Genomic DNA, 14229 nt, shown 5'->3' with positions numbered 1-14229 from the left:
CGGCAAGATCAACGCTCGCGACCGGATCATCCTTCCGAGAAGCGACCACGTGGAGGTCAAGGAGATCACCGCCGCCGCCAATGTTCGCCCGGTGCTGCATCCGGTGAGGACAGTCAGCGGAGCCTCCTTCCTCAGCCGTCTGCCCGGATGGCGGCGAGTCGCGAGCACACTTATCACCGTCGCATTGCTGGCGGCCGCGACCGGCGGAGCGGCGGCTGTCTATCAATCCGTCGCGCGAGGGCGGACCGTCGCCGATCTGGGTCGCAGCGAGATCAGCAACGCGGCCAAGGCGCTGCAAGACCGGGCCACCCAGGTACGCGCGGCCGACCCGGTCGGGGCACTGCGGCTCAGCACCGCCGCCGTTGCCCTCGACGACACACCCGCAGTTCGTGCCAACCTCATCGACCTGCTCACCTCGACCCGCTACCGGGGCACGTTGCTTCCCGACGAGAACGCCGCCTACGTCAGCGGCCTCCAGCTCAACACGGACGGCACGGTCATGCTCGCGTCCGCCGAAAATGGCGCGCAGATCTGGACGAGCGAGGGTGCCCGCGCCTGGACCCCGCACACCATCCCCTCGGGCGGCGTGCTGAGTCCGGACGGCACGCTAGTCGCCGCTCCAGAAGGCGACGGGCATCGCCTGATCGACGTCACGGACCCAGCGAAACCGCGGCCGGCCGCGATGGTGCCCGCCGCCAGCCCGGTCACGTTCAGCCCGGACAGCCGGTCGTTGATCGCCGGTACGTACCCGCCGACCGTGTGGTCGTTGACGGACCCGGAGCAACCGGAACGCATCGGTCCGGCCGGGAATCCCGAGGACGGGGACCGTAGCGCAGGGGCGATCGCCATGTGTGGCACCACCACCGTCGCGGTCGGGCATCTCGGCGCGACCCGGCTCTATCGCCTGCGGGATAGCGCGGCGGCCGAGTTGCTCGCCGAGACCGACGGCAACCCAAACCGCGAGATCGGTGTGCTGGTCTGCACGGATGAGCTGCTGGTCGCCGCTGACCTTGGCCAAATCGGGGTCGGTGACCTGGACAGCTCGGTGACGGTCTGGGAGATCGACGAACCGGTCAAGCCGGTCCGCTACGCGACGCTCGGTGCACAGCAGGGAATCGCGACTGGGCTCGCGCTGCACGACCGTACGCTCGCTGTCACCGGCGACAGCGGCACCCGGATCGGTTTCCTCCCGTACAGCGAGGCCGGTGAGGGAAGGTTCGAAGACGTGGCCATGGTGGCGGGCATCGGCAGTGTCGCCTTCGGGTCCGGCGACGATATGTTGTTCACCGGCCGCCTCGACCGTGGTCCCGGCATCAGTTTGTGGGACATCACCGACGTGTCCGATGCAGACCTGATCTCGAACAACGACGCGGCCTTCGCGTGGTCGACCTCGCTCGCCGGTGATCTCCTCGCCGCCTCCGGCTCCGCCCCGAGCAGAATCGGCGAGGAGCAGGGCCCGGAGGTGACTCTGCTGCGCGCGACGGCAGACGGCCGTCTGGCGAGGCTCTCGTCGCTGAAGCTGCCGCCCGGCGGCACGGACTCCTACTACCCCGAGGTGGCACTCAGCCCGGATCGCCAACTGCTGGCGGCGTCGCTGCCCGGCGGTGCCCGGCTCTGGCACCTCGACGAGCACGGTCGGCCCACCCGGGCCGGCGACGTCGCGAACAGCGCGCCATTCACTGCGCTGAGCTTCACCCACGATCCGCGGGTGTTGATCGGCATCGACCAGCGTGGCAACGCCTCGGTATGGGACCTCACGGATCCGGCGCGACCACGTGCCGCAGGCACCCTGACCGGACCCGGAAACGGCACGGAAGCGGCATGGTCGTCGCTCTCCGCGGCCGTGGGCGCTCCGGTCATGGCGACCGCGAGTACCGACGGCAGCCGGGTGGTGCTGTGGCGGACCGACGATCCGCTCGCCCCAGTGCCGGCGAGCACGATCGTGCTGCCGCCGCTGCCCACGTCGACCGCGCTCACCCCTCGCGAATTTGAGCCGCTGATCGAGCTCGCCCCCAACGGGCGTCGCTTGATCACAACCGAGGGCACCTCCTCCCGGCTGAAACTCTGGGAACTCCACGATCTGACTAAGCCGGCTGGCATGAGTCTCCCCGAGCAGGTCGCCGGGCACGACGTGGCCTTCGGCCCGACTGGCAACCTGCTCGGCACGTTGGGTGGTGAGATGGCGACGGCTCACCTCTGGGACCTCACAGATGCGCGGCATCCGGTGCAACTGCGCCGTGTCATCAGCGGCCCGCAGGGACATTCGCAGGTGTCGAACGTGCAGTTCGGAGAAGCGATGTTCTACGTGGGCGAGACCATGCGTGGACTGCCGGTCGCAGAACAGGCACGGATGAGCGTGAATCCGCGCGCCTACGCCTGCGGCATCGTGGGACACGGGCCGAACCGCTCGGAGTGGGCGGCAGTCCTGCCCGGCCGCGAGTGGCAGGAAGCATGTCCGTGACCTCGCCGATCGCGCAGCGCCAGAACGGGCGGTACGCGCTGAATCTGCTGGCGGCCCAGCGGGCGCTCTACCGGGAGGTCCGAGTGCTCCGGCGGCTGCGTACCTCGATCGTCGTGGCCGGTGCTGCGGCGGGCTGTCTCGTCGCGCTCGTGCTGGCTCCCGACCCGGTCGCGGTCGGTGTGGTGACCGGCATCGGACTGCTGCTGGTCAGCCTGACCACCGGCGGGCGGGAGCGGCGCCGGCAGGGTGCCGCGGTCGCGGTGCAGGAGGAGTTCGACACCTACGTGTACGGGCTGCCGTGGAACCCCCTGTTGGCCGACCGGCCGAGCACCGAGCTAATCGCGGCGTACGCGGGGCGGCATCGGTCGCGGCACGGAGACGCGGGCCTCACCGACTGGTACTCGGTGCCCGACGGCGTCGACCGGTGGACCGCGGTACTGCTCTGCCAACGCACGAACGTTTCCTGGGACGCGCCGCTGCACCGGCGGTGGACCGTATTGCTGGGCATCGGCCTCGCCGTGCCGACCGCCGCCGTACTCACAGTGGCGGTCTTGGGCCTACTGAGCCCGGCCGAGCTGACAGCGGCGGTGCTTGCCCCACTGCTCGCGCCGGTGCACGCGCTCATTGAGTCCCTGCGCGGCAACGCCGAGCATGCCCGACGCGGCGCTCGGCTCGACGCCGAGATCGCCCGGCTGCTGCGGGACGGCGCGGGTCCGCACGACTACCGGCAAATCCAGAACCAGATCTTCGCGCTACGCGAGGCCGGGCCCCTCGTGCCCGACCTGCTCTACCGGCTGCGGCGGCCGTCGCTGCACCGGATCGTCCAAGGCCAGAACGACCACCTGACCACCCGAGCCGAAGGAAACCTGTCATGATCGTTCCTGTCCTCATCGGGCTCCTCGCCGCCACGGCGTCGCCTGCCCTGTCCGCACCGGTGGCGGTCGAGTTCTTCCGCACACTCACCGCCTCCACGGTCAGCGGCGACCCCGGAGCGCCCGCGGTCGCAATCTCCGTGCGGCAGGCAACCGCCTGCGACCTAACCACTGCCCTGGGGGAGCCAGTGCCGGGTGCCCGGCTGACCGTCGACGGCAAGGTCGTCTACGACGGAGAGGCCCCGCCGCCCGGGGCCGAGACGGAGCCAGACGAGGACGCGAGTGTCGTGTTGCGGGCCGACGTCGAAGCGCTGCTGGCGCTCGCGCCGTCGGATGCCCCGACCGGAGAGGTGACATTGTCCTGCAGGGACCGCGCCGGTTCCTGGGTTGATGTCGTGAACGAGCCGTGGCGCCATGGCGGCTTCGATGACCTGCCACTTGCCATGCCGGAAGCTGTGGCCGAGCAGGGACAGCCGCTGACGGTATATGACATCTGGGGCATATATCAGGCCGCCGATCCGGTCGTCTACCAGATGAAGATCGACGCGCAGCCCGCGACCATAACGACGGGCGAGAACGCCGGGGCCATGCAGGTGTCGCTGCCTGGGGAGCTACGACCCGGCCTACACGATGTGACGGTGCAGATGGGAGAAAAGGTGATGACCGTGCCGTTCATCCAGAAGGGGAATATCGTCGAGGCGCAGCCCTCCTCCTCGCCGAGCCTGCTTAAGTGGATTTACGCCGGCACCGGGCTCGCCGCAATCGTCGTGCTCATGATCGTGGTGCTCCTGCGTCAGCGCCGCCGAGGCCAATAGAGGCCGTACCGTGCCGGTGCCGACCCGATGATCCGGTGCCGCGCAGGAGACGGTGGCAGAGTGGGGGCGGGCGCTCAGCCGGTGATGAAGTGGATGAGGTGGTAGCGGTCCCACCAGTCGTCGCTGTGGTGCAGGTGGATGGTGCCGTTGGTGCGGGTCAGGAGGAGGCGGTTGCCGTCCTGGATGAGGGCGGCGTCCCCCTGCCGTCCGGCCAGGACCCTGGACACCGTGGCGATCATGTTGGGGATGGCTTTGTCGGCTAGATCGTCCGCGTGGGGGGAAAAGGTGACGTTGACGTACGCGTCGGGTTCCCATTCCCAGCGGGTGTCGTCGCTCTCGGCTTCGTAGTAGCCGTGGGTGCCGGCGCGGACGGTGATGGCGTAGCCGCGTTGGTCGTAGAGGCGGGCGGTGAACAGCCGCGGGTTCGCTGTCGGTCGCGGTATCTCGTCGGGGTGTGCGGCGGTGAGCGCGGCGATCTCGTCGACGGGTGGATTGCCGGCGAGGATCAGCCGGAACTCAACGCCCATGTCCGCCCGCCTCTACTCAGTTTCGCCGGATGATCTGTTGGATCGTACCGTCGGGTTGCACCACGGCCAGTTCCTTCAGCCCGTCGATGGGCCAGTCGTCGAACTGTCGTCGTAGCGCGCTGAGGTCACCTTCCCAGTCCTGGAGGTTCACCACGACCCGCTGGGTCTGCTCGTCGTCGATCTTCTCCCGGACCTGACTCCAGACGTTGCGCACGGAGGTGCGGGCGGCGGGGGAGTAGCAGTCGAAGACGTGGCCTTCGACGAGGTAGTCGGGGTCCTTGTCCGGGTTGCCGTGGTCGCCGGTGCGTTCGCGGGCGTCGCCGGTCTCGGCTGGGGTGGGGTTCTGGTGCACCCGGTAGCCCTTGGCGGCCAGACTGTCGGCGCATTCGTTCTCCAGTTCCAGGGCTCGTCGGGTGCTGTCGTCCACCTTGGGCCCGATTCTGGTACGCGGACCGGTCGGCGTGCCGCCGGGGACGCCGGTGGGTTGCCGGCTCCACGGCGGAAACACCTCACCCCCAACCCGGGCGTGACCGGGCTCGGCGGGAAAGGGATCGGCGCTGGCGGCGGGGGTGGGGCTGGCCGGTGGGTGCCGGTCAGCCCCGCTCAGTTTCCCGAGGCCCCGAGCTGCCGGGCCTGGCCGGTGGCGGCTTCGATGGCTTGCGCGGCGGTGCCGGCGCGGTGTACGAGTAGCACGAGGACCTGTTTGACGCCGTCGAGGGCCTGCAGGAGCGGGCCCGGTTGTCCGCCCTGCAGGACTGCGCTGACAAGGTTTCGGGTGTCGTCGAGGTGGCTGATCGTCGCGGTGGCGGACTCGCGGGCGGCGGTGATGCGTTGCTGCACCGGGGCGAGCGCGGCGATGGTCTCCTGCGTGGCGGCTTGCCGGGGAACCGCTGCGGCGGCCGCGGTCGCCTCCCCGACCGCAGCGGCAACACTGCCCAGCCCGCCCTGGACGGTGGAGACCGTCGCCCGTACCCGGGCGATGCCGGCAGCGACCCCGGCGAAGCCTGCGGCGGCGGCCCGTAGGGCGATTTCCTGGGCCTGCCGGTCGACCGCCGCCGTGAGACCCTGGGCCCGGTCGACGCCCGCCGTCAGCGCCCGCAACTCCCCGATGATCTGTTCCATGCTCGACACGCGTCAGCCACCCCGACCGAGAACGGACTCCGAACCCCGCAACGCAACCTACCCGGACGACCCGGCCCAGGGGCACCCGAACCGCCTGGAAACGTCGAGGACGCCGGACGTGTGATGCCGTCAGGCCGCCGTAGCGGCGGGTCGCTGGGCGGGCGGGCGCATCGCGCCGGAGAGGTCGCCTCGGGTGACGGCGGCGGCCACGACACGTTCGGCTCGCCTTCTGCGCATCCGCAGGACCGAGGCGGTCACGCCCTGCTCGGCGGCCAGTTGCTCGATCAGCGCGTCGCCGAACCGGGTTGCGCTGATCAGCTCGGCGGCCTCGGCGGTGATCAGGCCGGCGGCGGCTGCCCGGCCGAGCAGCAGGTCCGGGTGCCCGTAGGGCATGCGCGGTGACCGCGAGCCGGTGGGCAGGTCCAGCGGGAGTTCCTGTCCGTCGTCGGCCTTGACGACGGCCGCGCCTGCGCGCCACGCGGCCCAGCACAGCCGTAGCCACAGCCGGGGTGGGGCGGGGTCCGCCGTGCGTAGGGCGTGGAGGAACCCGGCCAGCACCTCGGAGTCCACGTCGTCGGCGTGCCGGGCGTGGCCGCGGCTGATCTTCGCCGCGAGGTGCGTCAGCGCGGGCAGGGCGACGCCGATCGCGCCGACGACCCAGGCCGGCCCCCAACCGCGGGTGTGGTGGGCGAGTTGCCGCCACACCGCGTCGGTGGTGTCACTGTCGTAGCGGTTGAACATGAGCAGGGTGCGTAGCTCGTCCAGCGGCATCGTCGTGTCCGGCAGGCCCGGAACCGGGCGGGCGTCGAACACCAGCGGCGCGGGTTCGCAGGTCAGCAGAGTGAACGCCTGCTCGGCGGTGCTCAGGGCCGTGACGGCCGTTCTGGTGCGGGTGGTCGTTGCCATCGTGAGTTCCCCTCGGCGGTAGCGCTTCGCCCGACTGCGAAGGCTTCGAGACCCCCGATTGGGACAGCTCCACCTGACACCAGAAGGAGTTGTCAGACCGGGACAGGCCGTGTCCGTCCCGGTCAGGTTCGCGGCGGTGCCGACCGTTCGCGTGCCCGTCCACCGGGCGGCGGTGCGTGTGACCTGACCGGTTCGGTCAGGTCGGGGGTGGGTTCGATCGACCTGACAGCCACGCACTGGGGATCGTCAGTACGTCCCGCCGGTCCGGGGGCCACCGCGCCTATGACCGACAGAAACCCGCACCAGGCACCGGTCCCCGTGGGGGACGTGGTGCCCGGCGACGCGCCCGTGCCGATCACCGTCTGGCCGGTCCCGGCCCCACCACAGGGCGAGACTATGTCCAACGCGATGGGCGTACGGCTGGTCCACAACCTCACCCACCCATCCGACCTGGTCATCGACCTGGCCGTGGGCCCGCAGTTGGCCCGCGCGGTCATCGCCGCCCATCGCCGCAGCCACCTGCAGTCGACCCGACTGCTCGGCTGGGGTCGGGAAGCGGCGACGCTGATCGTCACCGGCTGGCCCCCCGACGGCGGCGTCTCGGCGGTGGAGTTCTTCCTGCGCTGCCACGCGAGCCTCCTACCGGGCGGCTGCGTGGCCGTGCTGCTGCCGCACGGGGACCTGATCCTGCCGGTCGACGTGGTCATCGCCGCGAAGCGGGCCGGGCTGGCGTACCTGCAGCACGTCGTGGCGGCCGATCGGCCGCCACGACGTGGTCAGCGGGCGCAGCTGGACATCCACACCGATGTGCTGATCCTGACCCGCAGCGTGCCGCAGCCCGGAGGCGTCGATGGATGAGCCCATGCCGGTGACGTCGGTGTGGCTGACCTGCCAGCAACCGGCCCGGGACCAGCGGCGGGGCCGCTACGTGCCGGAGACCTCCAGCCATCCGGGAAAGATGCTGCCCCACCTGGCCGCGCACGCGATCAGCTCGTACACCGCGCCGGGGGATCTGGTGTTCGACCCGATGTGCGGCTCCGGGACCACTCTGGTCGAGGCGATGCACCTCGGCCGGCAGGGGATCGGGATCGACATCGAACCCCGGTTCACCGGGCTGGCCGCCTCCAACGTCGCCCTGGCCGCGTCGCAGGGCGCGACCGGGTCGGCGCAGGTGTTCACCGGCGACGCCACGGGTCTGCTCGACCTGGTGCCGGCGTCGGTGGTCGGCCGGGTGGGGCTGGTGCTCACCTCACCGCCGTACGGGCGAGGAACGCACGGCCTCGTGCGCGCGACGAGCGCCGGGGTCCGCAAGCGGTACCACGTGTACGGGGACCGGGAACGCGGCAACCTCGCCTACGGCGGATGGTTCCGCCTGTTCGACGGGTTCGCCGCGATCCTGGCCGCCAGCCACCGGCTGCTACGTCCCGGCGGGACCGTGGTGATCACCTGCCGCCCCGTACGCCGCCGGCGCGACGATCTCATCGACCTGCCCGGGCAACTGCTCGCGGTCGCCCGGTCGGTGGGGCTCGTGCCGGTGCAGCGGTGCGCGGCGATGCTCGCGGCCGTCCGCGACGGACAGATCGTGCACCGGGCGAACATGTTCGGGCTCCTGGCCGTCCGCCGTGCCAGGGACGAGGGCATCCCCGTGCACCTGATCGCCCACGAGGACGTGCTGGTCCTACGTCGCTGCTGAACGCCCGCAGGTTCAGCCCATCGGCTCAGATGAGGGACCGGAATCCTGGGCGTCCGTGAGAGTCAGCGGGCAGGAGCGGTCTCCGCGCGGGTCACCGCCAACGCCCGAGCGATTATCGGACACGAGGTTCACGGTCAGGCCGGTGTCCCCGGTGCCTGGACGATGACTGCGGCCTCGGGAACGCGGTCGTCGGCGATCAGAGCGGACAGCTCATCGAGTAGTCGTTCGAGATCGTCGCGGTTCTCAAGGTCGTAGTGCTTGTTGACCATCCTGTCGTCGGCGAGGCGGACTGTCGTCAGCTCCGCCTCGCCGGTGGCCCAGATGATGATCGCGGCGAGCCACGTCGTGGACTCGAACTCGCTGACCACGACCGCCTTGCCGTGGTTCGGCTGGATCGGGTGCGTGTGCCACCGCATCCCCAGCCTCGCCCACGTCTCTGCTCGGGCCTTGACGGTGACCGGCAGCGCCTCCAGGGGAAACGTCATGCCCGTGACTGTCGCACGGCCCCCCCACCGGCTGAATCGGCACCGGCCGCGGCGGTGCGTTCAGTCGAACCAGTTGAACAGCAGGTTTCCGAGCCGGTCCGGCCGGTGGTAGGCGGCATCGCGGCGTTCGTCCTCGGTGAGGAATCGCAGATCACTGTCGCCGAGTGGCTGGATCAGCTCTGCGGCCGTGGCGACCCGCAACCCCGCCTCGGAGAACAGGTTGCCGGCCGGCACGTTGACGAACGTCAGCGTCACCGCGTGGTGATCCTGCGGCTCGGCCGCAGCGACCAACAATGCCGCAGCGTTGAACAGCAGGCCCACCGCTACTCCATCGCGGAGCCTCACACCCACCCGGTAGCAGTTCCGGCCGGCGGCGGGCTCCTCGACCGGGGTGGTGACGGTCCCGCCGGAAGCACGCATGCTGGCGTGCACCGCAGCGAGCCACACGGCACGAGCAACCGGATCGTGGTGTGGCCTGGTCGCCCCTGCCTGCGCCACGTCCACGATCTCCACGGCTGAATTGTCCGTAGCCGGTGGCCCGGACGTCGAGTCCCGCACGGGAACAATCTGACAGATCGCGGCTTTCGGCGGGCTGACAGCCTCTGCCAGCCGTGCCGACCTGACAGCAGGGCCCGTGGGACTCTGGCCGAGGCTAACCTGAAGGCTCTCCTTCTTCTCGTGCCCCCTGATCTGGCCTCTTCTCGCGACGGCATCGCGCCCACCGGCTCCGGTCGGCCGCCGTCGCCCGCGTCTGATCCGGCCCCACACGGTCCACGACCCTCTGCCCATGCCACAAGGGCAAGGGCGATGTTCCCGTTCCGCCCGGCGGTCACCACCCAGTGGCCGCCTTCGTGCTGTCCGATGGAGGACGACATGCTCGTGCCCCGCTGGTACCTGACTACCCCCGACTGGTTCGCCGAGCTGCCCGACGCGATCCCCAGCGGCGACGACGGCAAGACCGTGACCAACCAGCACGTACGACTGCACCACGACGGGCCTCCCGCTGGCCCGGCGGAGAGCGACGCCGCGATGCGCGTGGCCCTGCTGGCCGTCGAGCAGCTCAGCGAGGCCATGACCCACGCCGCCGACTGCCACGACCTGACTGAACTGGCCCGGCTGCTGTGCGGCCTCAACCTCGTCCAGGCACATCTGACCCAGACGATCCAGCGCATCGCCGAGAACGTCCACGGCGGTGCCTTCAGCGGACTCGCCGCCGTGCCGGACACCGTCGTGCAGGCCCTCACCGACAGCCTCAGCACCGCTGGCACAAACGGCGAGATCCTCGCCGGTCACCTCAAGGACGCCCACCTGATCCTGCGCTCCGTCGCCGTCGCGTAGCCCCAGCCTTCACCGGCAGGCGTGATCCGGCACCGGACACGCAGCCGTCTCGACCCGCATCATCCGGCCGATGCCCGGCCGACCGCGCACACCCGCGCAACATCCGGGCACGGCCAGCAGGCGTGCCCGGATTCCATCCACCAACAGATGGAGGAATCCCGTGCCACACCACCTCTCGACACTCTCCGGCCCCCGCCGCCGGATCCAGCCGCACCACCTCAACGACAGCCCCACCGACACTCTTGCCGCGAACCTCGGCCGCCGTGCCGAGGCCATCCGCTGCTGGGAACTTCCCGCGCTGCGACGGATGCGCAACGCCCTCACCGGCCCGGTACCCGCCCCGGTGGTGCTCGCATGACCGCCCCCGAGATTCCCGCGGTGCCGGTACGCCTGGCCCGGCGGCCCGTCGTCGGAGGGCTGGTCGTCCCATGGATCACCGCCCGCACCCCCGACGGCCGGTACCGGTTCGGCACCGTCGACCACCATCGTCACGTCTGCGCACTGCAGGAACGGCTCTGCCAGACCTGCGGCGACGAACTCGACCCCGGGCGGATCGTCTTCGCGGTGCGCGACAGCGACCTGCGGCTGCTCGTCAGCCCCGAGCCGGGCATGCACCCCGTCTGCGCCGCCTACTCCGCCAGCGGCTGCCCCATGTTGGCCGGCCGGATGAGCCACTACCGCACGACACCACTGGCCGCGCAGCTGACCGAGGCTGGCGCGTCCTTCCACGGCGATCCCACCGGAATCCGCCCGGCGGCACCCGCCGAACGCTGGCACCTGCTCTGGACCACCGGCTACCGGGCCTTTACGAATCCGCTCACCGGCCAACCGGCCGCAATGGTGCTGCCGGAGCAGATTCTGCGCGTCCGCCCGATCGGCCCACCTCCGCCGCTGCGCCCCGCCGATCGCACCCCGGACAGCGAGCCCGGCCCCGCGTCCACCCCTGGCCCCGAACGGAGTCCGTCATGACCCTGCATGTCATCGCCGTCTACCACAACACCGAAAGCCGATTCCTCCCGTACGAGCCGGGCCACGCCCTCACCCAGGTCATCTCCTACTGGCGGCGTCTGCCCGCCTTCGCCAAAGCGGAGCGGACCGCCAGCTGGATCTACGGCCTGTTCAACGTCGACCTCGACCAGCTGCAGACCTGCCGCGAGACGCTGAGTGGAGAGGCCGACTTCCTCATCGCCTGTACCTACCGGCTGCTGCGCCTGCGTTCGATGTCCACCGGAGACGTCATCGCCATCACCGCCAACGAACGCACCACCTGGCTGGCCTGCGAGTTCGGCGGATGGAGGCGCATCGACCCGCCGAACAACATCACCGGGGAACCGTTCACCGCCGGCACCATCCACCAGCACCTGCGGCGAGACCGCCGTGCGTGAGCACCCCTGCCGCCACCACCCGCGGGGCCGGCACACCGATGCCTGCCTGACCGGCTCGTGCGGCTACTGCGGCACCAGCCTCCAACTCATTGCCTCCGGCGAATGCCGCTCCTGCCTGCTGATCGTCTGCGAGGCATGCGATGCCGGCTACCACCCCGACCTCGGCCCCATCTGCCGCTCCTGCGCCCAACCCGACGCCAGCCGCAAGACCCGCCCGGCCACCTGACCGTGCCCTGGGACCACCCCGTACGGCCACCCTCATCGCCCGCCGGCCCCGCCGAGCGGGCACGTCACCCTTCCCGGAGGTTCCGCATGACACCCAAACCATTTCCCGTCATCGCCGTCACCGGTAGCCGGCTGCTGCGCGCCGAGCTGCGCACCGTCGAACAGCAGGCCGGATACGAGTTCGAGTACGCCGACTCCGTTCCCCAGAGCCGCCGCTACGCCAGCCGCCGCCCGCTGATCGTCATCGGCTCCGACCTGGTCACCCGGTTCCGCAACCGGCTCGCCTGCCGCGGCATCGTCGTCGTGGCCTCGGTGAACCCGCCCGACGCGAGGGTCTGGGTGCACGCCGAGCGCGTCGGCGCAACTTACGTCATCGTCCTGCCCGCCGCCTCCTCCTGGCTGGTCCACCACCTCCTGCGCGACCTGCCGTAGCAACTGCCTGCCGGGCCAGCTCGCGCCGAGGCCGTCGGGCATCGGACCGAACAGAGTTCCGGTGCCCGGTGATCAGCATCCCCCGACCGGGCGGCAGCGCATCCAGCAGCAACGCCGAGCCCGCCCCACGGTGCCCGTTGCCGGGACACCGAGCACAGAAAGCGGCCCGCCATCAGGCGGGCCGTCGTCGTTTCAGGACCCGGGACGCACAGCGCGTGTAGGAAACGTACGCGTCCCGGGTTCTCCTGAGCTACCCCCGTTTTCATGGAGCTTCGTAATCATGGTCTGATGGCCGTGGGGAGGAAGTTTCTGTGGCGGCACCGAAGAAGTACCCCGATGAGCTGCGTCAGCGCGCTGTGCGTTTGTACCGCGAGTCGGACCCGAAGCCGGTGATCCGGCGCCTGGCTGAGCAGCTTGGTGTGCATCACGAGGCGTTGCGGAACTGGATCCGGCAGGCCGAGGCCGACGCGGGCGAGCGCGACGATCGGCCCAGCAGCGACATGCTGGCCGAGAACCGCCGGCTGCTGAAGGAGAACGCGGAGCTACGCCGGGCGAATGAGATCTTGAAGGCCGCGAGCGCGTATTTCGCGGCGGAGCTCGACCCGACCCGGCGACGGTCATGAGGTTCGTCCATGAACATCGTGACCAGTTCGCGGTCGCGCTCCTACTACGGGTCCTCAACATCGGCGCCTCGACGTACTACGCGTGGGTGAAGCAGGCCGAGCAGCCCTGCGACCGCGACGTGGTCGACCTGGGCCTGCTGTCGAACATCTACGAGATCTGGGAGACATCGGGGCGCACCTACGGCGCGGACCGGGTCCACCGGCAGCTACGCCGTGACGGTATCCGCGTGGGCCGCAAGCGCGTCGAGCGGTTGATGGCCGGCCAGGGTTGGCAGGGGGCGTTCCTGCGTCGAGGCTGGCGTGGCGGCTCGACGCGGCAGGATCCCCGGCACACGCCGGCGCCGGATCTGGTCAACCGGCAGTTCACCGCCGACGGGCCGAACCGGCTGTGGGTCGCCGACGCTACGCGCATCCCCTGCGGTCAGGGCGTGTTCTGGCTGGCCGCGGTCCGCGACGTGTTCTCCCGCCGGATCGTCGGGTGGAAGACCTCCGACCGCTGCGACACCGACCTGATCCTCGCCGCCCTCGAATACGGCATCTGGTCCCGCGACGTCCGCGACAGCCAGTTGATCCACCACAGCGACCGCGGGTCGAACTACACGTCGTTCCGCTTCGCGGAACGCCTAAAGGACAACGGGATCCTGCCCTCCATGGGCTCCGTCGGCGACTCGTACGACAACGCGCTGATGGAGAACTTCTGGTCCACGCTGAAGATCGAGCTCGTCTACCGCACAAGCTGGCGGACCCGCGATGAGGCCGAGAATGCGATCTTCGCCTACATCGACGGGTGGTACAACACCCGCCGCATCCAGAAGGAACTGGGCGACCTCAGCCCCGACGAGTACGAGACCGCCTGGCACCACCAACAGACCAGCCTGACCGAGCCAGATATCGTCACCCCTGCACCGACCGGCAGCAGGTAACCACCGCTCCATCAAAGCGGGGGAAGCTCATCCATCGGAATGGAGGAACCCAGTGTTCACCACACTCCTCGCGATCGCCACCATCGTGGCGGCGATCCTCGGAGCCGGCGTCGGCTACCTCGCGGCCCGGCCCACCATCACCCGGCTGCGCGCCGAGCTGGCCGACGCCGCCTGGCAACTGACCCACGACCCGCTCACCGGCCTGCTCAACCGCACCGGCCTGCGCACCATCCACACCGCCGTCGGCGCGAGCTCCCCACCGCAGCGCCTCGTCGTCATGCTCATCGACCTCGACCGGTTCAAGGAGGTCAACGACACCCACGGTCACGACGCGGGCGACGACCTGCTCGTGGAGATCGCCGACCGGCTCGCCCAGGCCGTCCACACCTACGGCGGCACCGTCGCCCGGCTGGCCGGCGACG

At 70.2% G+C, this 14229-nt stretch carries 20 protein-coding genes; 14 read left to right on the top strand and 6 right to left on the bottom strand.

The genetic code is table 11. From position 1 onward, the window contains the following. From O7628_RS00250 to O7628_RS00240, 3 genes are all read left to right on the top strand, one after another. Positions 1-2461: WD40 repeat domain-containing protein (locus O7628_RS00250; RefSeq protein WP_278127531.1), on the top strand; the 2461-nt coding region annotated here is incomplete at its 5' end. After that, positions 2458-3336 (top strand): S-4TM family putative pore-forming effector, encoded by an 879-nt coding sequence (locus tag O7628_RS00245; protein WP_278127530.1) that lies wholly within the window; start codon positions 2458-2460, stop codon positions 3334-3336. The genes O7628_RS00250 and O7628_RS00245, both read left to right, overlap by 4 nt. Continuing rightward, a complete protein-coding gene (locus O7628_RS00240) occupies positions 3333-4148 on the top strand; it encodes a hypothetical protein (protein WP_278127529.1) in 816 nt (271 codons plus the stop codon). The genes O7628_RS00245 and O7628_RS00240 overlap by 4 nt, the downstream gene beginning before the upstream one ends. 74 nt (positions 4149-4222) lie before the next feature. Here O7628_RS00240 and O7628_RS00235 read toward each other — a convergent pair whose 3' ends face one another. The 4 genes from O7628_RS00235 to O7628_RS00220 form a co-directional block, all read right to left on the bottom strand. After that, positions 4223-4675 (bottom strand): SitI3 family protein, encoded by a 453-nt coding sequence (locus tag O7628_RS00235; protein WP_278127528.1) that lies wholly within the window; start codon positions 4673-4675, stop codon positions 4223-4225. Between the two features lie 16 nt (positions 4676-4691). Beyond that, positions 4692-5102: a hypothetical protein gene (locus O7628_RS00230; RefSeq protein WP_278127527.1), complete on the bottom strand. Its 411-nt coding sequence runs from the start codon at positions 5100-5102 to the stop codon at positions 4692-4694. 176 nt (positions 5103-5278) lie between these two features. Continuing rightward, complete coding sequence (locus tag O7628_RS00225) at positions 5279-5806, bottom strand: DUF6244 family protein (protein WP_278127526.1); 528 nt, start codon at positions 5804-5806, stop codon at positions 5279-5281. Positions 5807-5926: 120 nt separating this feature from the next. Then, positions 5927-6703 carry a hypothetical protein gene (locus O7628_RS00220; protein ID WP_278127525.1) on the bottom strand — a complete coding sequence of 259 codons (777 nt, stop codon included), beginning with the start codon at positions 6701-6703 and terminating at the stop codon, positions 5927-5929. A 282-nt stretch (positions 6704-6985) separates the two neighbouring features. On the opposite strand from O7628_RS00220, the gene O7628_RS00215 reads away from it, so the two are divergent. Both O7628_RS00215 and O7628_RS00210 read left to right on the top strand, forming a co-directional pair. After that, positions 6986-7561 (top strand): hypothetical protein, encoded by a 576-nt coding sequence (locus tag O7628_RS00215; RefSeq protein ID WP_278127524.1) that lies wholly within the window; start codon positions 6986-6988, stop codon positions 7559-7561. Next, on the top strand, positions 7554-8396 hold the full coding sequence (locus O7628_RS00210; RefSeq protein ID WP_278127523.1) for a DNA methyltransferase: 843 nt from the start codon (positions 7554-7556) through the stop codon (positions 8394-8396). The genes O7628_RS00215 and O7628_RS00210 overlap by 8 nt, the downstream gene beginning before the upstream one ends. Positions 8397-8530: 134 nt before the next feature. On the opposite strand, the gene O7628_RS00205 is transcribed toward O7628_RS00210, so the two are convergent. After that, the gene (locus O7628_RS00205; protein ID WP_091284988.1) at positions 8531-8881 is read right to left on the bottom strand and encodes a hypothetical protein; all 351 of its coding nucleotides are present in this window, start codon (positions 8879-8881) and stop codon (positions 8531-8533) included. 60 nt (positions 8882-8941) lie between these two features. Continuing rightward, positions 8942-9394 carry a hypothetical protein gene (locus tag O7628_RS00200; RefSeq protein ID WP_278127522.1) on the bottom strand — a complete coding sequence of 151 codons (453 nt, stop codon included), beginning with the start codon at positions 9392-9394 and terminating at the stop codon, positions 8942-8944. Between the two features lie 348 nt (positions 9395-9742). On the opposite strand from O7628_RS00200, the gene O7628_RS00195 reads away from it, so the two are divergent. The 9 genes from O7628_RS00195 to O7628_RS00155 all read left to right on the top strand — a co-directional run. Beyond that, positions 9743-10219, top strand: coding sequence for a hypothetical protein (locus O7628_RS00195; protein ID WP_278127521.1), 477 nt, complete (start codon positions 9743-9745; stop codon positions 10217-10219). A 160-nt stretch (positions 10220-10379) separates the two neighbouring features. Further along, complete coding sequence (locus tag O7628_RS00190; protein ID WP_091284998.1) at positions 10380-10577, top strand: hypothetical protein; 198 nt, start codon at positions 10380-10382, stop codon at positions 10575-10577. After that, positions 10574-11188 (top strand): hypothetical protein, encoded by a 615-nt coding sequence (locus tag O7628_RS00185; protein ID WP_091285002.1) that lies wholly within the window; start codon positions 10574-10576, stop codon positions 11186-11188. Before O7628_RS00190 ends, O7628_RS00185 begins: the two co-directional genes overlap by 4 nt. Continuing rightward, complete coding sequence (locus O7628_RS00180; protein WP_074472906.1) at positions 11185-11604, top strand: hypothetical protein; 420 nt, start codon at positions 11185-11187, stop codon at positions 11602-11604. Before O7628_RS00185 ends, O7628_RS00180 begins: the two co-directional genes overlap by 4 nt. After that, complete coding sequence (locus O7628_RS00175; RefSeq protein ID WP_278127520.1) at positions 11597-11830, top strand: hypothetical protein; 234 nt, start codon at positions 11597-11599, stop codon at positions 11828-11830. Before O7628_RS00180 ends, O7628_RS00175 begins: the two co-directional genes overlap by 8 nt. Before the next feature lie 86 nt (positions 11831-11916). Next, positions 11917-12261: a hypothetical protein gene (locus O7628_RS00170; protein ID WP_278127519.1), complete on the top strand. Its 345-nt coding sequence runs from the start codon at positions 11917-11919 to the stop codon at positions 12259-12261. Between the two features lie 311 nt (positions 12262-12572). Further along, positions 12573-12884 carry a transposase gene (locus tag O7628_RS00165; protein WP_278124533.1) on the top strand — a complete coding sequence of 104 codons (312 nt, stop codon included), beginning with the start codon at positions 12573-12575 and terminating at the stop codon, positions 12882-12884. Continuing rightward, complete coding sequence (locus O7628_RS00160) at positions 12881-13807, top strand: IS3 family transposase (RefSeq protein WP_278127518.1); 927 nt, start codon at positions 12881-12883, stop codon at positions 13805-13807. Before O7628_RS00165 ends, O7628_RS00160 begins: the two co-directional genes overlap by 4 nt. Before the next feature lie 52 nt (positions 13808-13859). Next, the coding region (locus O7628_RS00155) for a GGDEF domain-containing protein (RefSeq protein WP_278127517.1) at positions 13860-14229 on the top strand (370 nt) is incomplete at its 3' end.

The organism is Micromonospora sp. WMMD956, from assembly GCF_029626125.1.
Classification (GTDB): Bacteria; Actinomycetota; Actinomycetes; order Mycobacteriales; family Micromonosporaceae; genus Micromonospora; species Micromonospora carbonacea.
The sequence above is the reverse complement of the archived record's forward strand: the minus strand, read 5'-3'. Positions and strand labels throughout refer to the sequence as shown.